General features: G+C 56.6%; 21 protein-coding genes. 14 read left to right on the top strand and 7 right to left on the bottom strand.

The genetic code is table 11. The annotated features are described in order from the left end of the window. Positions 1–303: 303 nt before the first annotated feature. On the bottom strand, positions 304–861 hold the full coding sequence (gene gmhB / locus ACYVG7_RS05665) for a D-glycero-beta-D-manno-heptose 1,7-bisphosphate 7-phosphatase (protein WP_460882245.1): 558 nt from the start codon (positions 859–861) through the stop codon (positions 304–306). 122 nt (positions 862–983) lie between these two features. Here gmhB and ACYVG7_RS05660 point away from each other — a divergent pair, with 122 nt between their 5' ends. From ACYVG7_RS05660 to ACYVG7_RS05650, 3 genes are all read left to right on the top strand, one after another. After that, positions 984–3,134, top strand: coding sequence for a tRNA(Met) cytidine acetyltransferase TmcA (locus ACYVG7_RS05660; RefSeq protein WP_460882244.1), 2,151 nt, complete (start codon positions 984–986; stop codon positions 3,132–3,134). Between the two features lie 92 nt (positions 3,135–3,226). Next, a complete protein-coding gene (locus tag ACYVG7_RS05655; protein WP_460882243.1) occupies positions 3,227–3,949 on the top strand; it encodes a response regulator in 723 nt (240 codons plus the stop codon). Next, on the top strand, positions 3,942–5,312 hold the full coding sequence (locus ACYVG7_RS05650; RefSeq protein ID WP_460882242.1) for an ATP-binding protein: 1,371 nt from the start codon (positions 3,942–3,944) through the stop codon (positions 5,310–5,312). Before ACYVG7_RS05655 ends, ACYVG7_RS05650 begins: the two co-directional genes overlap by 8 nt. An 87-nt stretch (positions 5,313–5,399) precedes the next feature. Here the strand turns inward: ACYVG7_RS05650 and ACYVG7_RS05645 are convergent, their stop codons facing one another. After that, positions 5,400–7,112 carry an alpha-amylase family glycosyl hydrolase gene (locus ACYVG7_RS05645; RefSeq protein ID WP_460882241.1) on the bottom strand — a complete coding sequence of 571 codons (1,713 nt, stop codon included), beginning with the start codon at positions 7,110–7,112 and terminating at the stop codon, positions 5,400–5,402. A gap of 317 nt (positions 7,113–7,429) precedes the next feature. Here ACYVG7_RS05645 and ACYVG7_RS05640 point away from each other — a divergent pair, with 317 nt between their 5' ends. Beyond that, a complete protein-coding gene (locus ACYVG7_RS05640) occupies positions 7,430–8,698 on the top strand; it encodes an O-acetylhomoserine aminocarboxypropyltransferase/cysteine synthase family protein (protein WP_460882240.1) in 1,269 nt (422 codons plus the stop codon). A 67-nt stretch (positions 8,699–8,765) separates the two neighbouring features. On the opposite strand, the gene ACYVG7_RS05635 is transcribed toward ACYVG7_RS05640, so the two are convergent. Both ACYVG7_RS05635 and ACYVG7_RS05630 read right to left on the bottom strand, forming a co-directional pair. Beyond that, positions 8,766–9,197 (bottom strand): Hsp20/alpha crystallin family protein, encoded by a 432-nt coding sequence (locus ACYVG7_RS05635; RefSeq protein ID WP_460882239.1) that lies wholly within the window; start codon positions 9,195–9,197, stop codon positions 8,766–8,768. Positions 9,198–9,288: 91 nt separating this feature from the next. Next, positions 9,289–9,903, bottom strand: coding sequence for a LysE/ArgO family amino acid transporter (locus tag ACYVG7_RS05630; RefSeq protein WP_460882238.1), 615 nt, complete (start codon positions 9,901–9,903; stop codon positions 9,289–9,291). Between the two features lie 100 nt (positions 9,904–10,003). On the opposite strand from ACYVG7_RS05630, the gene ACYVG7_RS05625 reads away from it, so the two are divergent. The 7 genes from ACYVG7_RS05625 (at position 10,004) to cbl (ending at position 16,724) form a co-directional block, all read left to right on the top strand. After that, a complete protein-coding gene (locus ACYVG7_RS05625; protein WP_460882237.1) occupies positions 10,004–10,945 on the top strand; it encodes a LysR family transcriptional regulator ArgP in 942 nt (313 codons plus the stop codon). A gap of 141 nt (positions 10,946–11,086) precedes the next feature. Further along, entirely contained in the window at positions 11,087–12,088 is a 1,002-nt protein-coding gene (locus ACYVG7_RS05620) for a sulfate ABC transporter substrate-binding protein (RefSeq protein ID WP_460882236.1), read from the top strand. A gap of 57 nt (positions 12,089–12,145) precedes the next feature. Beyond that, positions 12,146–12,703 (top strand): RBBP9/YdeN family alpha/beta hydrolase, encoded by a 558-nt coding sequence (locus ACYVG7_RS05615; protein WP_460882235.1) that lies wholly within the window; start codon positions 12,146–12,148, stop codon positions 12,701–12,703. 237 nt (positions 12,704–12,940) lie between these two features. Then, positions 12,941–13,780: a sulfate ABC transporter permease subunit CysT gene (cysT, locus tag ACYVG7_RS05610; protein ID WP_460882234.1), complete on the top strand. Its 840-nt coding sequence runs from the start codon at positions 12,941–12,943 to the stop codon at positions 13,778–13,780. After that, on the top strand, positions 13,777–14,628 hold the full coding sequence (gene cysW, locus ACYVG7_RS05605; RefSeq protein ID WP_460882233.1) for a sulfate ABC transporter permease subunit CysW: 852 nt from the start codon (positions 13,777–13,779) through the stop codon (positions 14,626–14,628). The genes cysT and cysW overlap by 4 nt, the downstream gene beginning before the upstream one ends. Before the next feature lie 30 nt (positions 14,629–14,658). Beyond that, entirely contained in the window at positions 14,659–15,726 is a 1,068-nt protein-coding gene (locus ACYVG7_RS05600; protein WP_460882232.1) for a sulfate/molybdate ABC transporter ATP-binding protein, read from the top strand. Between the two features lie 50 nt (positions 15,727–15,776). Beyond that, on the top strand, positions 15,777–16,724 hold the full coding sequence (cbl, locus tag ACYVG7_RS05595; protein WP_460882231.1) for an HTH-type transcriptional regulator Cbl: 948 nt from the start codon (positions 15,777–15,779) through the stop codon (positions 16,722–16,724). Between the two features lie 20 nt (positions 16,725–16,744). Here the strand turns inward: cbl and ACYVG7_RS05590 are convergent, their stop codons facing one another. Then, positions 16,745–18,100 carry an SLC13 family permease gene (locus tag ACYVG7_RS05590; RefSeq protein WP_460882230.1) on the bottom strand — a complete coding sequence of 452 codons (1,356 nt, stop codon included), beginning with the start codon at positions 18,098–18,100 and terminating at the stop codon, positions 16,745–16,747. 155 nt (positions 18,101–18,255) lie between these two features. Between ACYVG7_RS05590 and ACYVG7_RS05585 the strand changes: the two genes are divergently transcribed. Both ACYVG7_RS05585 and ACYVG7_RS05580 read left to right on the top strand, forming a co-directional pair. Next, complete coding sequence (locus ACYVG7_RS05585) at positions 18,256–18,453, top strand: hypothetical protein (protein WP_460882229.1); 198 nt, start codon at positions 18,256–18,258, stop codon at positions 18,451–18,453. A gap of 79 nt (positions 18,454–18,532) precedes the next feature. Next, positions 18,533–19,537, top strand: a complete 1,005-nt coding sequence (locus tag ACYVG7_RS05580) for a bifunctional helix-turn-helix transcriptional regulator/GNAT family N-acetyltransferase (RefSeq protein ID WP_460882254.1) — start codon at positions 18,533–18,535, stop codon at positions 19,535–19,537. A gap of 21 nt (positions 19,538–19,558) precedes the next feature. Here ACYVG7_RS05580 and ACYVG7_RS05575 read toward each other — a convergent pair whose 3' ends face one another. Next, complete coding sequence (locus ACYVG7_RS05575; protein WP_460882228.1) at positions 19,559–19,765, bottom strand: hypothetical protein; 207 nt, start codon at positions 19,763–19,765, stop codon at positions 19,559–19,561. 290 nt (positions 19,766–20,055) lie between these two features. Here ACYVG7_RS05575 and ACYVG7_RS05570 point away from each other — a divergent pair, with 290 nt between their 5' ends. Further along, the gene (locus ACYVG7_RS05570) at positions 20,056–20,703 is read left to right on the top strand and encodes a DedA family protein (protein WP_460882253.1); all 648 of its coding nucleotides are present in this window, start codon (positions 20,056–20,058) and stop codon (positions 20,701–20,703) included. An 85-nt stretch (positions 20,704–20,788) separates the two neighbouring features. On the opposite strand, the gene rraB is transcribed toward ACYVG7_RS05570, so the two are convergent. Then, positions 20,789–21,124 (bottom strand): ribonuclease E inhibitor RraB, encoded by a 336-nt coding sequence (gene rraB / locus ACYVG7_RS05565; protein WP_460882252.1) that lies wholly within the window; start codon positions 21,122–21,124, stop codon positions 20,789–20,791. Between the last annotated feature and the right edge of the window lie 29 nt (positions 21,125–21,153).

The raw sequence follows: 21,153 nt of genomic DNA, 5'->3' as shown, positions 1-21,153 counted from the left end.
GTTCGCTCCGGGGCATTTCGGCCCTGCTGGCACCGCTGCAGCGCTTTCCGAGGAGTGCGTGCTTTGCCGTGTCAGCGAGGCGGCATTATAGGGACATCGAGCCTGCGCGCAAGCAGAAGCTGGTGAAATTTATAATCTTTTTTCAGGTTCATGGTTAAGCACACTTAATCCAGAACTAATTCACAGCTTTATCCACAGTGGAGATTCTTTTGAGGTTCAAATGCAAGGAAGTGGCTGATTAACCTCCTCCTTCATGATGCAAAGAAACCGATCTTCTGCGCTGTTGCCACCTCACTGCACCACTTACCCAACTATCGGCAGCGTCTCCGCGAATTCAACTAGGCTAGGATAAATACCATCCGCCAAGGCAACGCCTTCGTCAGTGAGGGCTTTACCGGTCTTAACCAACACTTTATGACCCACACCCGCAGCAACTGCCGCCTTCATATCTGAAGTTTTGTCACCCACCATATAAGAAGCAGCCAAATCAATGTCGAGAGCTTTGGCCGCGTCAAGGAACATATCCGGCCCGGGTTTACGGCACGTACAAGCTTGGCGGTACTGTTCACTGCCCTCGGTCGGATGATGCGGACAGAAATAGATGCCATCCAGATCGACACCCCGATCCGCCAGCGACCAATCCATCCACTCAGTGAGATTCATAAACTGCGCTTCGGTAAAATACCCACGGGCAATACCGGATTGATTGGTTACCACCACCAGCAAATAGCCCTTCTGCTTCAGTTTAAGCATGGCCTCGATGACACCATCGATAAATTGAAAGTCATCAACGTCATACACATAGCCAGTATCCACATTGATGACACCATCACGATCTAAAAATACTGCTGCATTTGCCATTGGCCTACCTCTTCGCTCGATTTATTGGGGCTAGTATACGGTAAGCGCGACAGACTGGCTCCATCTGCCCGCGCATCACGTTAGAATGGCCGCCATACGCTCGGATATTTCAGGACGACCAGGTGACGCCATTCGATGCCGCTCTCTCTACACTTTCCCATTCGGGTGAGCGCCGTTTGCTATTACTGACCGGCTCAGTTGAATGGGTGACCGTGCAGGCTGAAGCCTTCTGGCAAACCGACGCGCTATGGCTGGGCATGGGGCCAGCCGTGTGTCGGCCCGTCGCCATCAATAAGGCACAGAAGTTGCTTGGCCGGGAATATCGCCACGTGATCTTCAATGGCTATAGCGGTCTGCATCCAGACATGCTGGCCGCCTGCGCCGGTATGGTGCGCGCGGGCGGCCTGCTGATCCTGCTGATGCCCCCGCTGCAAGATTGGTCACAGTTTCAGGATCCAGACCAACAGCGCTATGTGCCGCTCCCTGAACAGGCCCATCGTTGTCATGCCTTCTTTTTATTACGCTTGCGCCACTTACTGTTGCAGTCACCACACCTTTGGCGTTGGGATCAGCAAGAGGGCTACCAACTGCCATCATCCCCTCTCATGGAGAATTGGGATTCAACAGTCGATGATTGGGGTTGCTTGCATCCGGAGCAGAGGCAGGCGGTACAGCAGATTATTCACTGTGCTCAAGGGAATACGCACCGTCCGCTAGTGATTACGGCTGATCGCGGCCGGGGAAAATCATCGGCATTAGGGATCGCCGCTGGACGACTACTGAGAGAACCGGCCACCAAGCATGGCTTTCAACTACTGGTCACCGCCCCCAGTTTTTCCAGTTGCCACACGCTGCTACTTCATGCCCAGCGCATATCAGGAGCTGCGGAACATGAACATGAACTGCAACTTGGCACAGCCAGCCTCCAATTTTACAGTCCGGAGCGATTGATCGATGAATGTCCTCGAGCCGATTTACTATTCATTGACGAAGCAGCCGGGATCCCAGTCGCCCTCTTGAGTGCGCTGCTGGATCGCTATCCGCGGATTATTTTCGCGACCACATTGCACGGTTATGAAGGTTCTGGGCAGGGATTTGCCGTCCGCATGCAGCAAGTACTGGATAGCAAAACCCCGGACTGGCAGGGTTGCCATCTCTCCCATTCGGTGCGCTGGTCCAGCCGGGATCCGCTAGAGCCATTGATCAATCAGCTGTTACTCCTCGCGACCGATGCAGCCACACCCGTACCGAGCACTAACGTCACTCACTGCTGGCTGACACAACAGCAGTTGGCAGGCGATGAGGCACTGTTGCAACAGGTGTTTTCGCTCTTGGTGTTGGCTCATTACCAAACCAGCCCCAGCGATTTGCGCACCCTACTGGATCATCCGGATCTCGTCATCGCCGCCAGCCTGGTCGAGCAGCAGGTCTGTGGCATTGTGCTGGTATTACGGGAAGGGGAGCTGGATCCGGATCTCGCCGAGCAAATCTGGTTAGGACGCCGCCGTCCGCGAGGGCATCTGATCCCGCAAACGCTGCTCACCCATGCCGGATTCCGCCAGGCTGGACAATTCAGTTACGCTCGCATCATGCGCATTGCCATTCACCCGGCTTACCAGCGACGCGGACTGGGGCAACAGCTGATACAGGAGGTCGAACGGTGGGCGCACGCCCAGCAACTCGATTTCATCGGTGCCGCTTTTGCTGCCAGTGAATCCTTGTTACGTTTCTGGCAACGGCAACACTATCAAGCGGTCCGCTTGGGGTTATCCCGTGATGCGGCCAGTGGCAGTCACTCCATCGTAGTCCTCAAAGCGATCCAACCAGAACACCAGCCACACATAGAGCAGTGGCAGCACGCTCTGGCTCTGAGTCTACCTTACTATTTACCCCGGCAATGGCGACAACTATCGTTCGAGCTGGTGAGTCAGTTGGTTGTACCCAGTCCGGATATAGCACCACTGTCGCCACAGGAGCTCAGTGATCTGCAGGCGGTGGCTCATGGGCTGCGCTCGCCCGATCATGCCTTACCGGCTCTGCAACGCTGGATCATGCTAGCGTCCTACCAATGGTTACAACTTCCAGCCCCCGATCGCCGCCTGCTAATCCGCTGGTTGTGGCAAGGCTGGAGCTGGTCCGAATTAGCCCGCGAAACTGGATTATCAGGCCAGAAAGCACTCATTGCCCGGTTGCGGCATATTTTACGGCACTGCGGTATTCCTCCCCTTGCTGGACAGGGGATTGATGAGAAGTGTCGAGACGAAATGTTGTAACAAAGAGTGGCAACCGGTGGCGTTGACACAGATTGCCATACTTATCCTGAGATTGGCCGTCATACTGTGAACATCCAACCGGAGAGAACACTATGAACCTGACCCATCCCCATATTTTGGTGGTCGATGACCATGCCGATATTCGCGATCTGCTGAAACGTTTCCTCGAGCAGCATGGCTATCGCGTCAGTTGCGCTCGCGATGGTCGGGAAATGAAAAAGCTGCTCGAACACTCCACGATTCAGCTGATCGTGCTGGATCTGATGTTGCCCGGTGAAGATGGTCTGACCCTGTGCCGTGAGCTGCGCGTTCACTCCGCGATCCCCATCGTCATGCTGACGGCCATGGGCGAAGATATGGATCGGATCGTTGGTCTGGAAATGGGTGCCGATGATTATCTGGCCAAGCCCTTCAATCCTCGCGAACTTCTGGCGCGCATCAAGGCGGTACTACGCCGCAGTCAACCACAGGATGAGTCACCCGCGGAAACCGGGGTCGCACACTATTACTTTGCCCACTGGCAACTCGATGTGTTGCGCCGGGAGCTGGTCGACAGCTCAGGGATCGGCATCAGCTTATCGACCGCAGAATTTGACCTGCTGAAGGTTTTTCTCGAGCGCCCCCAACGCGTACTCAGTCGGGATCAATTACTGGATCTGGCGCGCGGTCGGGAAGCGCAAGCCTTTGATCGTGCGATCGATACTCAGGTCAGCCGGTTACGACGCAAGCTAGAACAAGATGCCAAGAATCCGGAGCTGATCAAAACTGTCTGGGGCGGTGGCTACCTGTTTGCCGCCGAGGTTACTCATGATTAAGCGTTGGCTGCCTCGTTCGTTAACCAGTCAGATCCTGTTGCTGGCACTGACCGGACTGGTACTGACGCAAATCATCAGCATCCAGATCTATCGCACCGAGCGTAATGAAACCCTGGGACTGGTCAACAGTCGCTTTGCACTGCTTCGGATTGTGTCAGCGGTACGCCTGCTTTCCGATACCCCCGCCGATCTGCACCGGGAGATCCTGCGTGCCAGCCGCAGCGAGAGCCTGATGATGCGCCTGCAGACCGATCCGCTGATGCCAGAGGAGCGAAACAGTGGGTATGAATCGAGAATGCGGCAGGCTTTGGACTACTCGGCGGATCTGCGCATCTATGTCAGTGCCGAGCAACCGGAAGGCCTATCCTCACCGCCCCCCCTTCTTCCCCGACAACGGCTTGCCATGATGCATGGTCACAGGCCGCCGAAAGATATCCGCCTGTACGGCGCCATTGAGCTCGCCGATGGGCAGTGGCTCAATTTCAGTTCACTGGCCGATAATGAACTACCGGGCTGGTCGCCCCGTGCGGTCATCAGTCTACTATTGGTCGCCGGTTTACTGTCATTCTTGGTTGCTTGGCTATTACGCCGCGTCACGCGTCCACTTGCCCAATTGGCTCGCCAAGCGGAACAATTTGGCTGTGGTCAGGACATACCACCGCTGCTTGAAACCGGACCGCGAGAAGTAGAAGAAACACTGGCCGCCTTTAATCGCATGCAGACCCGACTCAACCGTTTTGTGCAGGATCGCACCCAGATGCTGGCGGCCATCTCCCATGATCTGCGCACTCCGCTCACCAGCTTGCGCCTGCGGAGTGAATTCCTCCCCGATAGCGAAGATAAACTGCGCATGCAGCAGACCCTCGACACCATGGAGGAGATGCTCAAAGCCACCCTGGGATTCGCCCGCGAGGATCAGATTGCTGAATCGAGCCGGTCGGTCGATCTGGTTAGTCTGCTACAGAGTCTGTGTGATGATTATCAGGATGCAGGGCAACCCGTCAGCGCGCAGTTAGAGGGCCAGCTGATTTACACCTGCCGGCCAGCATTGATCCGTCGGGTCATGCAAAACCTGATCGATAATGCACTCAACTATGCAGGCAGTGCCGAAGTGGCCTTATCCACCACGGACAACTGGGTTCAGTTGACGGTCTCGGATTCTGGCCCAGGCATCCCGGAGGAGCAACTGGTTGAAGTGTGTAAACCCTTTGTCCGGCTGGATAGTGCACGCAATACCGAGAGCGGGAGTGTGGGTCTGGGGCTCGCGATCGCTCGCACCCTGATCCATCGTCATGGTGGTGAGCTGTTGCTCCAGAATCGGCCAAAGGGCGGGTTAATAGTTACCGTGCAACTGCCACGCTGAACCAATATCCACCATCTTCCACATAAAAAAACCGGAACCCTGCGGTTCCGGTTTTTATTGCCTTACGCAACTAAGCCATTAGCGTGCTCAATTAATCTGATAAAACACGCCAGAATAAGCAGGTACCGTGATGACATAATTACCATCAGTAGCCGTTACCTTCTTGGTGCTGTCCAACAGATTGACTAGCTCACCACTATCTCCCAAGGCTGCCGTGCTTAATGTCACCACAGCGGGCGTGCTCTTGACATTCAACAGATACAATACGTTGTCGCTGTTGGTGTCCTTGCGCGAGATGAACACGTTCTTATCGGTATAAATGCGGGTCAAAGAGCCTTCATACAGAGCCGGATGAGCCGCCCGCATATCCAACAGTGACTTGAGATATGCCTTCAGATCACTCTGACGGGCCGACGGAGTGAAGCCTGTTGTTACCCCCTCGATCTTGCCCGTCGTACGGGCCACGTTGTCATCACACCAGGCGGTACCTGTGCCACAAGACGAGTTATATGCCGCAAACCCATCCAGCTGATCACCGATCTCCTCACCGTAATAGAAGGTGATAGGACCGGAGTTCGCAGCCATGAAACTAAAGGTTGCCTTATGGCGAAGCCAGTATTCGTCTTTATCCACATCTCCGCGCCCTGTCCGCTGCAACAAGTCACCAAGACGGGGAATATCGTGATTGCCGATAAACAGATTGGGCATGGCAAAGTCAGGATATGCGGAACCATCGTTCCAGCTAGCGAACAAGGCGGTAGCATCACCATTGCTGGAGGCACTGGTCTCTGAGCCAATCGCTTGCATCAAACCATAGTGCAGAGGGAAATCAAACGCAGACTTCAAACCAGGTTTGGCCGCCGTACCATAGACCTTGCTGACGAAATTGTTCTGATTGCCGTCCCATACCTCGGCCACCATGTAACCCAGAGTTCCCCAGGTTTCACCCTCGGCAGCCCGATCGGCCGCAGCTTGTTTAACAACTGCATCGATCTCTTCCCAAGCACTGATAGGCACCTGGTAGGCCTGGTCCAGACGCCAGCCGTCAATCCCGTACTGCTTCACATAGTACTCTGCCACCGCCTTGAAGTAGGCCAAGGTCTCCGGGGCACTGTAATCGAAACAGGCCTGGGTGCTGCTGGCTTTACAGGTTTCGTGGGCATTGGGCACGGAGGCTGCGGTAACCGGGGCACTCAAGCTACTGTAGTCGCTCGGCAGACTGGTCAATGGCTTCAGCTTGGTACTGGCGTGACCAAATACTCCATCAAGGAAGACATAGAGCCCCTTGGCGTGAGCGGCATCTACCAACTCTTGGAATTTGGCATTGGTTCCAAATTTGGGATCGATCTTGAAATAGTCGCAAGCGTAATAACCGGTCGCTTCCAACTTGGCGTCCATGGTCTGACCAGCGCAGGAGTCAAATACTGGCGTCAACCAGAGGGCATTGACACCCGTGCTCTTGATGTAGTCGAGGCTATTAATGATGCCTTGCAGATCACCCTTGTGATCGGATGGGCCGTAACCGACGTTGTAGTTGATAGCGTCATCGCCGTTGACAAACGCTTCCACCATGATCTGGTACATGCGCAAGCCGCAGGCCTCCGTACTCGCCCCTTGATTACAGGTCATGCGGGTGTCAGCAACGTGCTGACTGGCCTTAACAGAGACATCATAGGTCGTTGGCTCGACAGGCTTTGCTGGTTCATCGCCACCGCCACCGCCACCACCGCAGGCTGCCAGAGCCAGCGCCATCATCATCGCAAGAGACGTGCGTTTAAATACTGCTGCGTTCATCATCATTGTCCTTCCGGTTCATCATGACCAGGAGCCATGAATGGCCTGCTCTGGTATCGGTGGCTCCATTGCATAGCACTCGGCATACATTTTGAACCTCGTTTTTTCATTCCTGCGATTGACAGCGCTTTCTTGATTCGAGTATTTGCTGCGATCTGGCCTGATCTTAGCCAAATGACTCGGTTCCCCCCCTCATCAGAGCTTTACCGATAAGCCACCTTACTTATCGTGATAACGCATAAGAGGTGGCTTTACATCTAGCCGTCCAGGCTCTAGATTCGTTATCCAAGACGAAAAATCAGACAGTGAACAAGGATGCTTTCATGAAAGATGCAACGCTGGCCCTGCACCATGGTTTTCAGAACGATCCGACCACCAAGGCGGTGGCGGTACCAATTTATCAAACCGTGGCCTATGAGTTTGATAATGCCCAGCATGGGGCCGATCTGTTCAATCTGGCGGTACCTGGCAATATCTATACCCGCATCATGAACCCGACCAACGATGTACTCGAGCAGCGACTCGCCGCGCTGGAAGGTGGTATCGCCGGTCTAGTGGTCTCGGCGGGAAGCGCCGCCATTCACTATGCGATCCTGACCCTGGCGCAGGCGGGAGACAATATTGTCTCGACCCCGCAACTGTATGGCGGCACCTATACGCTGTTTGCCCATATGCTGCCGAGCCTGGGCATCGAAGTACGCTTCGCGGCAGACGACTCTCCCGCCGCCATTGCCAAACTGATCGATGGCAAGACCAAGGCGGTGTATGCCGAGAGCATTGGTAATCCGGCCGGTAATATCATCGACATCACAGGGTTGGCCGATGTCGCCCATGCCCAGGGCGTACCTCTGGTCATCGACAACACGGTGGCAACCCCGATCCTGTGCAAGCCTATCGCCTTTGGTGCCGATATCGTGGTGCACTCCATCACCAAATATGTGGGCGGCCATGGCAATTCGCTGGGCGGGGTCATCGTCGACTCGGGCAAGTTCCCCTGGACCGAGCACAAGGATCGTTTCCCGGTGTTCAACCAACCGGAGCCCTCCTATCACGGCGTGGTCTATACCGAAACCTTTGGCCCGGCCGCCTTTATCGCCCGCGCCCGCACAGTGCCATTGCGCAATACCGGCTCGGCACTCTCCCCGATGAATGCATTCTTGTTGCTGCAAGGACTGGAAACGCTAGCTCTGCGGATGGAGCGTCACGTCGAGAATGCGCTGAAAGTGGCTCACTACCTGCAGGATCATCCGCAAGTGGCCTGGGTCAGCTATGCCGGTCTGCCGGATCATCCCCATCACGCCCTGGCCCAGAAGTACATGGGTGGCAAACCGTCGGCCATCCTCTCCTTTGGTCTGAAAGCGGGCTACGAAGCGGGTGTACGCTTCTACGATGCGCTGCAGATCTTCAAGCGGCTGGTGAATATCGGTGATGCCAAGTCTCTGGCTTGCCATCCGGCCTCGACCACGCACCGTCAGATGACCGAAACCGAGCAGGCCAAGGCGGGGGTCAAACCGGAGATGATCCGCCTGTCGGTGGGCATCGAAGCAATCGAGGACCTGCTGGCCGATCTGGAACAGGCTCTGAACGCCTAAAACTGGGTCATATCAATACCGAGGGGGCCTTGCGCCCCCTCGTCTTTATCCGGTCCTTGAACATAGGTTATTTGATTTCTATTTCCAGAGCCTTGTCTTCCGGAGGAGAAGACTTGACCATGTGCACAAACAACATGCCGTCGCGGAAATGGCCGGTAATATTTTCCGGTCTTACATCCTCCGGCAGATTGAAGCTACGGCTGAAATGGCCATAGACCCGCTCCATGCGGTGTTGTTTATCATCCAGATTTTCCAGCTTCCGCTCGCCCGAAATGGTCAACAGACCATTATTGACCGTCAGTTTGACGTCCTCCTTGTGGATTTCGGGGATCTCGACCTTGATCTGATACTCTTCGCTGTTTTCCAGGATATCCACCGCCGGCAACCAGTCGCTGCCCGTCACCGTATGCGGTTCACCGAGCTGCCGCAGCATACCGTGGTGATAATCACGGAACCAATCGTCGAACTCCCGGAAGGGGTTCCATCGTTGCATTTTCATAGAGACCTCCTTCGTTGATTCATGGACCAGACTCCTATCCTAAGTGTGGGAAGGGAGGGTCCATTTTCAAGAGGGGTGACTAAAAAATAACCTACCGCAATGCGGACCAGGCTAAAGAGCCGGCAACGCTCCACATCAACAGACCAATCAGTACATCAACCCCACGCTGCACAGCTGGGCGGGCCAGCCAGGGAGATAACCGGGCGGCCAATAACGCCAAGCCATAAAACCAGACGGTGGAGGCCAGCACGGCGCCCAGCGCAAAACCCGATTGTTCCTGATGAGCCAGTTGTGCGGCCACTGAACCGAGGATCATCACGGTATCCAGATAGACATGAGGGTTCAGTAGCGTCACCGCCAAGGTGGTGACGATGATCGCCAACCGCTTTTCCGGACCCGACTCCGCCTGTAGTGAACGCACCTCACCGCGCCAGGCAGCACCCAAAGAGCGGCCGCCATAAACCAGCAAAAAGGCCACCCCGCCCCAGGTCAACCCAGCTTGCAGCCAAGGCATACTACCCAGCCAGCGTCCGCCGCCAAACACTCCCACCAGGATCAGGACCAGATCGCAGAACAGACAGAGACTGGCCACCAGCAGATGGTGCTGACGGCGAATACCGCGGCTCAAGACATAAGCATTCTGCACCCCGATCGGCATGATGAGACTCGCGCCCACCATAAACCCCTGAACCACTGGTATTAACATCTCATCTCTCCAACCCGTTATTCATCCGAAGTGGCGCCAGCATAGGAGTCACGCTATCTTCAGTAAAACTAATAGTTTTAATCAGTGATTAGGAATATCGATGAAGCCGGATCCTGTGAACCTATCCCGCTTGCTTCCTCTCGACTACAAGCAGCTTCAGGCGCTGGATGTGGTGGTGCAGGAACAAAATTTTGAACGAGCCGCCCGTCGCCTCAACCTGACCCAGTCGGCGATATCCCAACGCATCAAGTTGCTGGAGCAGAGCGTGGCGCAGCCGCTGTTGATCCGCACCTCACCGCCGGTCCCCACCGAGCTGGGCCAGCAATTGCTGGGACACTATCGTCAGGTCAGTCAGTTGGAGCGGGAGCTGCTACCCAGTCTGCTACTGGATGCCCCACGGCAACCACTAAAAGTCAGCATTGCGGTCAACGCCGATAGTCTGGCCACCTGGTTTCTACCCGCATTGGCACCGCTGCTGACCCAATACCCCATAGAGCTGAATCTGCTGATTGAAGATGAAACCCGGACCCTGGAGCGCTTACGCCAGGGCGAAGCCTTTGCCGCCGTCAGCACCCAACCCCGCGCCCTGCCCGGTTGCCATGCCTCTCCACTCGGCCGCATGGAATACTTGCTGGTCTGCTCCCCGGCCTTCAACCATCAGTATTTTGGTGAGGGGTTGACGCTGGAGAGTCTGCATCAGGCTCCCGGTGTCGCCTTTGACCAGCGCGATGACATGCACATCAGCTACATGAGCGAATACTACGCCCTGCATGCGGGCAGTTATCCCTGCCATACCGTGCGCTCCTCCGAGGCCTTCATCGCGCTGGCCTGTGCCGGTGCCGCCTATTGCCTGATCCCGCGCCTGCAGATCGAACGGGAATTGGCCGCCGGCACTCTGATGGCATTGCCTGCACCGCCCCTGTATCGGGATCTCTACTGGCATCGCTGGGTGCTGGAGCGGGGGATCCATTGGCAGATCAGTCAAGCCATCTTGCAACATGGCGCCGCCTGTCTGCTACCGTTCGCTGATGCTGAGCGATAAACACATCACGAATGCCGAGTGGGTGCCGAGCCTGGACCGTGGGCCATATGCATTAATGAGATAAACAAAGCGCTTTTTATTGGTTCTGGTGACTATAGAGCTGGGGCATGCTGACTACATCAACGATTAAGGAGCCGCATCATGAAACATTCCCTGACCACACTGAGCCTGTTAGCCACCCTGAGCCTGGGCTCGGTCCAGGCCGCCGAAGTGGAGTTGTTACACGTCTCCTATGATCCGACCCGCGAGTTGTATCAGGAATACAACAGTGCTTTTGCCGCCTTCTGGAAAGCCAAGAGTGGCGATGATGTGGTGGTCAGCCAGTCCCATGGCGGCTCCGGCAAGCAGGCTCGCGCCGTAGCTGACGGTCTGGAAGCGGATGTGGTATCGCTGGCATTAGCCTATGACATCAATGCTATCGCTCAAACCGGATTAATTGCCGATGACTGGCAGCAACGGCTGGCCAACAATGCAGCCCCCTTTACCTCCACCGTGGTGTTTCTGGTACGCAAGGGCAACCCCAAGCAAATCAAGGATTGGGGCGATTTAGTCCGTGATGATGTTTCCATCATCACGCCGAACCCGAAGACCTCGGGCGGAGCACGCTGGAACTACCTGGCCGCCTGGGGCTATGCGCTGAAACAGAGTGGCAGCGAAGAGGGGGCCAAAGCTTATGTCAGCAAGCTCTACCAACACGTCAAGGTTCTCGACTCGGGAGCTCGGGGGGCCACCACCAGCTTTGTCGAACGCGGCCTGGGTGACGTGCTGCTGGCTTGGGAAAATGAAGCCTATCTGGTGCTGAATCAGCCCGAGAGCCGGGGTGAGTTTGAACTGGTCACCCCTTCGGTCTCCATTCTGGCTGAACCCCCGGTTGCAGTCGTGGATAAGGTCGCCAAGAAACATGGCACAACCGCCGTGGCCACCGCCTATCTGGAGCATCTCTATTCCGATGAGGGCCAGACCATAGCCGCCAAGCACTTCTATCGGCCAACCAATCCGGCCATCGCCGCCCAATACAGCAATCAGTTCTCTCAACTCCAACTGTTTACCGTCAAGGAGCTGGAAGGCGATTGGAACAAAGCCCAGAAGAAACACTTTGCCCGCGGTGGTCTGTTTGACCAGATCTACCAACCCGGTCGCTGATCTGAATACGGCCCATGACAATGGGCCGTTTTTCCCCCTGCATATGAGCCATCGCCTATGAGTCATATTCTGATCGTTCCAGGCCTGCATAATAGCGGGCCCCAGCATTGGCAAAGCCTGTGGCACCAGCAGTACCCGCACTGGTTACGGGTCACCGGGCAAACCTGGGAGCGGGCCGATCTGGCCACCTGGAGTCAGCGGGTTGCCGACCTGCTGGTCGCCAGTAATGAACCGCTGCATCTGGTCGCTCACTCCTTCGGGTCGCTAGCCAGTATTGCCGCCGCCGCCCGTCATCCGGAGAAGGTAGCCTCGCTGTTTCTGGTCGCCCCCGCCGATCCGGCCCATTTCGCCATTGCCGACCGGGATCTGCCGCTGCCGCCTCCGGTTCCCGGCGTGCTGGTCTCCAGTCAGAATGATCCCTGGATGAGTGAGCCACGCGCCCGGTACTGGAGCGAGCGTTGGCAACTCGAGCTGCACGATGCCGGATCCGCTGGGCACATCAATGCTGAATCGGGTCACGGCGATTGGCCTGCGGGTCTGCAGTTACTGGCGACCTTGTTACAGCAGCATCACTTTGCCACCGCCTCTTCCCCACCGCGTCAGCGAAGGGCATGAGTCATACCATGTGATACCCCCGAATCAAGGGCATCCAAGCAGCGGGATGCCCTTCGTTTTTCCACCGCCACCTGCAATTACTCCGCTAGAGCGACATTTCACGAGCCAATTTTCTATTTTTGAAATTCTTAGCAAAAAATTGGCATAAGAAAGAGCTTTAACTTATTTGTCGCTTTCCCAAGGAATGCGCACAATCATCCCATCTATGGATATTTGTTTATTAGAAAAGGGTTCGTTATGCGATTTCGTTCCTACTCTGTGCTGCCAGGCTTCGGCCCAACACTGGGTTTCAGCCTGCTCTATCTGGGGTTGATGGTGTTGCTGCCGATCTCGGCACTGGTGCTGTATAGCATCACGCATCTGAGTGCCGCCGAGTTCTGGCAAGTCGTCAGCGAGCCCAGAGTCGTCGCTTCATTCAAGCTCAGTTTCCTCGCCTCGCTGGCGGCCGCGCTGATCAATAGCCTGTTCGGTCTGATCCTGGCCTGGATCCTGGTGCGCTACGAATTTCCCGGCCGCCGCCTGATCGATACCCTGATCGACCTGCCCTTTGCCATGCCGACCGCTGTCTCCGGCATCGCCCTGTGCGCCATTTTTGCCAACAATGGCTGGATCGGTAAATTGCTGGCGCCCTGGGGCATCGAGTTGGCCTACAACCCCATCGGCATCGTCATCGCCCTGACCTTTATCGGTTTACCGTTTGTGGTTCGTACCCTGCAACCCGTGCTGAAAGAGAGTGAGCGCGAGCTGGAAGAAGCAGCCGCCAGTCTGGGCGCCAACCGTCTGCAAACTTTTGTCCGCGTCATCTGGCCTGGCTTGGTACCGGCATTATTGACCGGCTTTGCACTAGCCTTTGCCCGCGCCATCGGTGAGTACGGCTCGGTGATCTTCATCGCCGGGAACCTGCCCATGGTCTCCGAAATCGCACCCCTGATGATCATGAGCCACCTCGAGGAGTACGACTACGCCGGAGCCTCGGCCATCGCCGTGGTGATGCTCGCCTTCTCGTTCGCCCTGTTATTACTGATTAACAAACTGCAGGCTTGGAGCTGGCAGCGTATCGGAGGAGTCCGCGCATGAGTCAGGAAATTACGGTAACCCCGATCCAGCAAGTCACTCGCGAACCGAGTTGGGTACGCTGGCTGCTGATTGGCCTGGGAGTCGGCTGGTTTGTGTTGCTGCTACTGTTGCCGCTGGCCACTATTTTTGTGCAGGCATTCAAACAGGGACTGACGGTGTTTTTTGCAGCCATCAGCGAGCCGGATGCCTTGAAAGCGCTAGGACTGACCGCGCTGGTCACCTTGCTATCGGTGCCTTTGAACCTGGTGTTCGGGGTTTCGGCCGCCTGGGCTATTGCCCGCTTCCGCTTTCCGGGCCGTCAGTTGCTGATCACCTTGATCGACTTGCCGTTTTCGGTGTCACCCGTGGTTGCCGGTCTGATGTTCGTACTGCTATTCGGCAGTCGCGGTTGGTTTGGCCCCTGGCTCAGCGAGCACGATATCAAAATCATCTTCTCGACCCCGGGCATCATACTGGCGACCACCTTCATCACACTGCCGTTTGTGGTCCGCGAGTTGTTGCCGCAGATGGAAGCCCGGGGCAGTGAAGAGGAAGAGGCCGCCATGGTGCTGGGAGCCAGTGGCTTGCAGATGTTCTGGCGCGTGACCCTGCCCAGTATTCGCTGGAGCCTGATGTATGGCCTGCTGCTCTCCACCGCCCGCGCCGTGGGGGAATTTGGCGCCGTATCGGTGGTTTCCGGCCATATTCGCGGCCAGACCAACACACTGCCGCTGCATATCGAGATCCTCTACAACGAATATCAAACCAGTGCCGCCTTTGCCGTGGCAACCCTGCTGGCCCTGTTCGGCATCTTCACCCTGTTGGGTGAGACCCTGCTGGCCCGCCTGCGTGGCCCTGCTGGCCATTGATGACCAAGAATTGAATGGAAAGGTGAACAGATGAGCATCCAGGTTCAACAACTCAACAAGCACTTCAATCAGTATGCGGCGCTCGATAACATCAACCTCGACTTCAAGGATGGTGAACTGGTTGCCCTGCTGGGACCCTCCGGCTGCGGCAAGACCACACTGCTGCGCATCATCGCCGGTCTGGAGCAAGCCGATACCGGCCGCATCGTGATCCGGGGCGAAGATGCCTCCGACCTCCATGTCCGCGAGCGCAATGTCGGCTTCGTATTCCAGCACTACGCCCTGTTCCGCCATATGACGGTGTTCGAGAACGTGGCCTTCGGACTGCGGGTCAAGGCGCGCCGAATTCGCCCGAATGAGGCCGAGATCCAGCGCCGGGTCAAAGAGTTACTGGATCTGGTGCAGCTGGGTCATGTTGCCAGCCGCTTCCCGACCCAACTCTCCGGCGGCCAACGTCAGCGCGTTGCTCTGGCGCGGGCACTGGCGGTGCAGCCCAAGGTGTTGCTGCTGGATGAACCCTTCGGCGCGCTGGATGCCCAAGTGCGCAAAGAGCTGCGTCGCTGGTTACGGGATCTCCATGATGAGTTGCACGTCACCAGTCTGTTTGTTACCCACGATCAGGAAGAGGCTCTGGAAGTCGCCGATCGGGTGGTGTTGATGAACGCCGGTCGCGTCGAACAAGTCGGCACACCCGCCGAGGTCTATGACCATCCGGCTACGCCCTTCGTGCACCGCTTCCTCGGCAGCGTCAACCTGTTCCACGGTCGCGTCAGCGAACAGGGATTGGGCATTGGCGACCAGACCCTGAGCGGCCATATTCCCGCCCATTTGCTGCAAGGCTCCGCGGCCGTGGCCTATGTGCGCCCCCATGAACTGGAGCTGTCGCCAGAAGGCAGCGGGGACGGCCTTAGTGCCAGCGTGGAGCGTCTGTTGCCGATGGGCTCACGGATCCGTGTCGAGTTGCGTGGTAATGGCGGTCTGAATGGGGCACTATTTGAAGCCGAACTGCCCAAGGAAGCGGTGCAGTTCCTCAAACCCGGACAAACGGTGCGTCTCTCGGCCCGTCAGGCCCAGGTCTATCCGGACTATGAAATCTAGTATCCCGGGCCGCTACGGCGGCCCGGAGCCGCTGAGCCAAGGAGCCAGGCGTGAACTTTCAACAACTGCGCATCATCCGTGAGTCCGCACGCCGGGATTACAACCTGACCGAAGTCGCCAACGCCCTCTATACCTCTCAATCCGGCGTCAGCCGCCACATTCGCGAACTGGAGGATGAATTGGGCATCGAACTATTTATCCGCCACGGCAAACGCCTGCTCGGCATGACAGAGCCAGGCAAGGAGCTACTGGTGATCGCCGAACGCATGCTCAGTGATGCCAACAATATCCGCAAATTGGCCGAAACCTTTGCCAACCGCGAACATGGCCGCCTGCACGTGGCGACCACCCATACCCAGGCGCGTTATGCCCTGCCCCGGGTGGTCAAGGAGTTCCGCAGTCAGTTTCCGCAAGTACAGTTGGAGCTGAATCAAGGCGGGCCGGAAGAGATAGTGCGTCTGCTGCAAAGCGGCGACACCGACATCGGCATCAGCAGCGAGCGCCTGGATCATGCCGAAGGCATAGTCGCCTTCCCCTACTACCGCTGGCACCACAATATCGTGGTTCCGGAAAACCACCCTCTGACTCTGGAGCCGGAGCTGACGCTGGCACACATTGCCCAGTGGCCCATCATCACCTATCAGGCGGGTTTGACGGGGCGGGCTCGTGTGGATGAAGCATTTGCCGCAGCAGGCTTGCAGCCGGAAATTCTGCTGACCGCTCAGGACTCCGATGTCATCAAGACCTATGTCGAGCTGGAGATGGGGGTGGGCATTCTGGCCGATATGGCGTTCGATGCCCGCCGAGACACAGGCCTGGTGCAACTGGATGCCAGCCATCTGTTCGCCGCCCACACCGCCTGGATCGGCCTGAAGAAGGGACAATATCAGCACAATTTCGCCTGGCAGTTTATTCAGCTCTGTAACCCGGATCTGGCCTCGAGCGATATCCAGGCTCGGGTCTTCGGCAGCGATCCGGTACTCGATTACGAAATCTAGTGTTCCGACAGGCAGTGGCCTTAACCCAGCAGAGCCACTAGCAGGGCCAACAGTAGCGAACAGCCGATATTCAACACCAGCCCCACCCGCAGCATCTGCCGCTGGGGCACACGCCCGGTGGCATACACCATGGCATTGGGTGGTGTCGCCACCGGCAACATGAAGGCACAAGAAGCCGCGAGTGCCACCATCACCGCCATCATGGTCGATGAGAACCCTAGTCCCGAGGCAAGAGGGGCAAACAGCGGGATCAGCAAGGCCGCGACCGCGGTATTGGATGCCAGCTCGGTCAGAAACACCACAAAGCTGGCGATTGCCAGGATCAGAACCCAGGACGGGGCGCCATAGCACCACGCCATGAGCTGGCTTGCCAAAAAGGCACTGGTGCCGCTGCTTTGCAACACGGCAGAGAGGCAAAGACCGCCACCAAATAACAGCAGCACGCCCCACTCGGTCTGCTGCTCTATCTCCGTCCAGCTCGCGACGCCCGACACGCCGACCGCGATCACCGCCAGCAAAGCCACCAGCGAGTCGAATTGTTCGAGTCCACCCAGCCAGGACGACAGTGGTCCAGAAAAAATCCACGCCAATACAGTGCTGGCAAAAATCAGCAGGGTACAGATGCGAGGCGGAGTCCATTGCCAAACCGACGTCGTCTCCTCGGCCAGGATAGGATGATCAAGATTGGGCCGCAGCAGCAAGTACAAGACAGCCAATGCCAGTGGCCAGAACAGCAGCATGACGGGAATGCCGAACTGCATCCAATCCATGAATCCGAGATGAGCGTAGCCCGCAGCGATGGCATTCGGCGGGCTACCGACTAGCGTCCCCATGCCGCCGATGTTGGCACTGTAGGCCACACCGAGCAGCACAAAAGTATGGGTATTGAGCTGATGTTCACGGTCGATATTGGCCAACAGCCCCACGGCTAATGGCAACATGATGGCCACAGTCGCGGTATTGCTGATCCACATGGAAAGCAGCAGCGTTGCCAAGAACAACAGCAGGACGGCACGCGACAAACGTCCGCCCGCCAGATGGATCAACCAGCGCGCCAGTTCGGTGTCGAGTTGTTGACGATGCAGAGCCGCGGCCAGGGCGAAGCCGCCAAGAAATAGATACAGCACAGGGTTGGCAAAATGACTGAGCGCCTGTGTCAGTGGCAGCAGTTGTAGTATCACCGCCAGCACAGGTACCAGCAGGGCAGTCAGCGTGATATGTACGGCTTCGCTCAACCACAGCAGAGCGATACACACCAGCAAGGCCACGCCGTGATTAATCGCGGTCGCCCAAGGCAGCCACCGACTGAGGCCCACCAGAGCCAGTAACGCCAACAGCAACCAGAACCCTTTCATGGTCCTTAGGGTGGTCATCATGACCTCCGATGATGCGGTTCCCTCTTTGAGCCTAGTTCTGCCGCTGTGAATTGACATAAGGCTCTCTGCTTAAAATTTGGCCAGCTTTATGCACAGTATTGGATAGCAGGGCAGAGCGACCTCATTGCCCAGACGAGTCATCACGGAGGTAACCTATGAATACCCACTTCGCCCATCAACAACTCGCTGAAACCTGCCGCTCTATCGGTGCCATCTTTACCTATGAAGAGGCCGAAGGCGAGGCGCGAGCCTGCATCATCAAGGGACAACATTGGTGGAGCCTGATCCTCAGCACCGATGGCGATGACAACCTCTGGCTCAGTCAACTCCAGCAACTGCGTCACCATCATTAAGGCGAGAACAACATAGTTGCGCTTCGCAACCTTAATCCGCTACTATCGGATCCATGACTCCGATAGCGAGGTAAACCCGATGGATGCTCGCACCCTGCGCGCCCGCTCCCGAGAACTGGTTCGCGAATTGGGCATGTTTGCCCCCCAGTGCTGCGCCACCCCACTCACCCCGGTTGAGGCCCACCTACTCATCGAACTCGAATCAGGCCCACTGACCAATAACCAGTTGGCGGAGCGACTGCGGGTGGACAAGTCCAACACCAGCCGCCCCTTGAGTCGCCTACAGGAACGCGAACTGGTGATACGACAACCTCACGCCGTTGATGGCCGCAGCCAGGAGCTCGGCCTGACAGCAAGTGGCCAACGTTTGTTGCATGAATTGCATCGGGATCTGGACCAGCACAGCGATCAGGTGTTAGCCCAATTGAGCCCGCAGGAGCAGCAACAACTACAACAAGGGCTGGAGCTCTACTTGCGCGCCCTGCAGTCTCATCGTCTGCAGCAGGGCTACCAGATCCGACGCTTACAACCGGAGGATCAATCCGCCATTGCCCAGGTGATCCGCCTCGTTTCTGCCGAGCATGGGCTAACCGCCGACAAAGGGTATGGCGTCGCCGATCCAACGCTGGATCAGCTCTACCCGCAGTACCAAGGTTCCGACCGAGCTTACTGGGTCATTACCGACGCCCAGGGAGCTATCCTGGGTGGCGGTGGTATTGCACCGTTGCAAGGTGCAAATGGTGCCGTGTGCGAATTGCAAAAAATGTACTTTTTGCCTGAGCTCCGCGGTAAGGGGCTCGGCCGCCGCCTAGTCTTGCAAGCGCTGGCATTCGCCCGCCAATCCGGCTACTCCTGTTGCTATCTGGAAACCACCGCGGCCTTGCGCCAGGCGGAACGACTGTACCAGAGTCTCGGTTTCCGTCACCTGCAGACCGCTATGGGGAACACGGGACACTGTGATTGTGAAATACGGATGAGCCTGGAGCTGACTCCCGAGCTGAGCCCGGTCGATCGTCAAACAACGACCACCATGACGGCCGCCTGCCATTGCGCCGGTGCGGCAGATCAAAACAACGACGCGTAAATGGATGGCCTCGGTCTGATCTCAATCCCGGAAATCGGCCGGAGGCTCTTCGCCATCATTCAAGTAAACGAATACCCCAGCAAGATGTGCAGCCCCCATGACGACTCCCATCATCATCAACACCGGCAGTATGCCGCCGAGGTGGTACACCAGCAATAAGGCTGCCACAGCAACAACCACTCCGTAGGCAATCAAGGATTTAACCAGTGGTTTATATTTCATAGACATAAAATTCGGCTCCCCGCGGTTCACTGACCAGCAAGCTACCCGCTGCTCAGACATGCAGGACCAAGCCTATGAAGAGTGACAGGAGCGGCGCTTGATTTTTTGCGCCAATCAATGAGCGACCAATTGGCAGTCCTATGCACTATTCCTTGGATAATCAGAATTCGGTTTGATGCGGCCAAATCATCCGGACAACAGCCAACGGAAAAAACTTGCCCTCACACCGTGACAACGATTGAGCCGACGCAGGCTATCGCTTAGACTTTGCGCAGTTTTGTTACTGGGATCACATGATGGATCTGTTAGCGTTAATTCTCGATTTTATTCTGCACGTCGATGTACATCTGCAGAGTCTGATGAACAACTATGGGCTCTGGGTCTATGCCATTTTATTCCTGATCATCTTCTGCGAAACCGGTCTGGTGGTAACACCCTTCCTGCCAGGAGACTCGCTGTTGTTCGCCGCCGGAGCCCTGACCGTGGGCACGGCCCTGGATGTCAATCTGTTGGCAGGGGCTTTGATTGTTGCCGCCGTGCTCGGCAATATCACCAACTACACCATTGGCCACTTCTTTGGTGAGCGCTTATTCCAAAATCCGAATTCGCGGGTATTCCGTCGGGATCATCTCGACAAGACTCACGCCTTCTTCGCTAAACATGGCGGTAAAACCATCATTATGACCCGGTTCTTACCGATCGTGCGCACCTTTGCCCCCTTCGTCGCCGGTATGGGCGCCATGACCTATAAGCGGTTTATGGCATTCAACTTTATCGGCGGTTTTTTGTGGGTGGTGTCATTTGTCTATGCCGGTCATTTCTTCGGAAATTTGCCGGTGGTACGCAAAAACTTCACCATGCTGATCATCGGGATCATCGTCATCTCGTTGCTGCCGCTGCTCATTGAAGGCATCCGTCATCGTCTGAAGCGCGCATCGGTCTGAACTCCTCCCCCAAAGCCATAAACAAGGGCGACCGTTTCCGGCCGCCCTTGTTGTATTAGCGCAGGGTCATGACGTTCGCGAAGGTTTACTCTTCGAAGAAAGTGCCCCAGCCGTCATAATCAACACCGTATTTTTCGCACAGCGGCAGCAGGCTCTCGATTTCCGCCACGATGCGATCCGTTTCCAGAGAACCATCCTTACTGGCATCGAAGCAGAAAATCAGCGAGCCATCCTCCAGCTCCAACTCTTCCGCATCAGTCACTTCGAAACCAACCTTGAACAAGTCGACAGCCAGTTTCTCCAAGCGATCAAAGTTCTGACAGGCGAAGTGATGCTCAATGGTGTATTCCGATTCCGGATTACTGCCATCCTCCAGCAGTTCGCTGATGATGGCATCCGTCTCTTCGCGCCATTCGTTAATCGTGGTCATTGTGCCTCCTCGGCCGCTAA

The sequence above is a fragment of the Pseudaeromonas pectinilytica genome (assembly GCF_054780855.1).
Note: the sequence above shows the minus strand (reverse complement) of the source record. Positions and strands in the feature narration are given on the sequence as shown.

Bases quoted from the DNA above. Each gene is read 5' to 3' on its own strand.
- ACYVG7_RS05630 (WP_460882238.1), bottom strand. From the start codon at position 9,903: ATGTTAATACCAGTGGTTCAGGGGTTTATGGTGGGCGCGAGTCTCATC.
- ACYVG7_RS05575 (WP_460882228.1), bottom strand. From the start codon at position 19,765: ATGTCTATGAAATATAAACCACTGGTTAAATCCTTGATTGCCTACGGA.
- ACYVG7_RS05620 (WP_460882236.1), top strand. From the start codon at position 11,087: ATGAAACATTCCCTGACCACACTGAGCCTGTTAGCCACCCTGAGCCTG.
- ACYVG7_RS05600 (WP_460882232.1), top strand. From the start codon at position 14,659: ATGAGCATCCAGGTTCAACAACTCAACAAGCACTTCAATCAGTATGCG.
- ACYVG7_RS05655 (WP_460882243.1), top strand. From the start codon at position 3,227: ATGAACCTGACCCATCCCCATATTTTGGTGGTCGATGACCATGCCGAT.
- ACYVG7_RS05625 (WP_460882237.1), top strand. From the start codon at position 10,004: ATGAAGCCGGATCCTGTGAACCTATCCCGCTTGCTTCCTCTCGACTAC.
- ACYVG7_RS05640 (WP_460882240.1), top strand. From the start codon at position 7,430: ATGAAAGATGCAACGCTGGCCCTGCACCATGGTTTTCAGAACGATCCG.
- ACYVG7_RS05580 (WP_460882254.1), top strand. From the start codon at position 18,533: ATGGATGCTCGCACCCTGCGCGCCCGCTCCCGAGAACTGGTTCGCGAA.
- cysT (WP_460882234.1), top strand. From the start codon at position 12,941: ATGCGATTTCGTTCCTACTCTGTGCTGCCAGGCTTCGGCCCAACACTG.
- ACYVG7_RS05570 (WP_460882253.1), top strand. From the start codon at position 20,056: ATGGATCTGTTAGCGTTAATTCTCGATTTTATTCTGCACGTCGATGTA.
- ACYVG7_RS05635 (WP_460882239.1), bottom strand. From the start codon at position 9,197: ATGAAAATGCAACGATGGAACCCCTTCCGGGAGTTCGACGATTGGTTC.
- ACYVG7_RS05645 (WP_460882241.1), bottom strand. From the start codon at position 7,112: ATGATGATGAACGCAGCAGTATTTAAACGCACGTCTCTTGCGATGATG.
- ACYVG7_RS05590 (WP_460882230.1), bottom strand. From the start codon at position 18,100: ATGATGACCACCCTAAGGACCATGAAAGGGTTCTGGTTGCTGTTGGCG.
- ACYVG7_RS05615 (WP_460882235.1), top strand. From the start codon at position 12,146: ATGAGTCATATTCTGATCGTTCCAGGCCTGCATAATAGCGGGCCCCAG.
- cysW (WP_460882233.1), top strand. From the start codon at position 13,777: ATGAGTCAGGAAATTACGGTAACCCCGATCCAGCAAGTCACTCGCGAA.
- ACYVG7_RS05650 (WP_460882242.1), top strand. From the start codon at position 3,942: ATGATTAAGCGTTGGCTGCCTCGTTCGTTAACCAGTCAGATCCTGTTG.
- ACYVG7_RS05585 (WP_460882229.1), top strand. From the start codon at position 18,256: ATGAATACCCACTTCGCCCATCAACAACTCGCTGAAACCTGCCGCTCT.
- gmhB (WP_460882245.1), bottom strand. From the start codon at position 861: ATGGCAAATGCAGCAGTATTTTTAGATCGTGATGGTGTCATCAATGTG.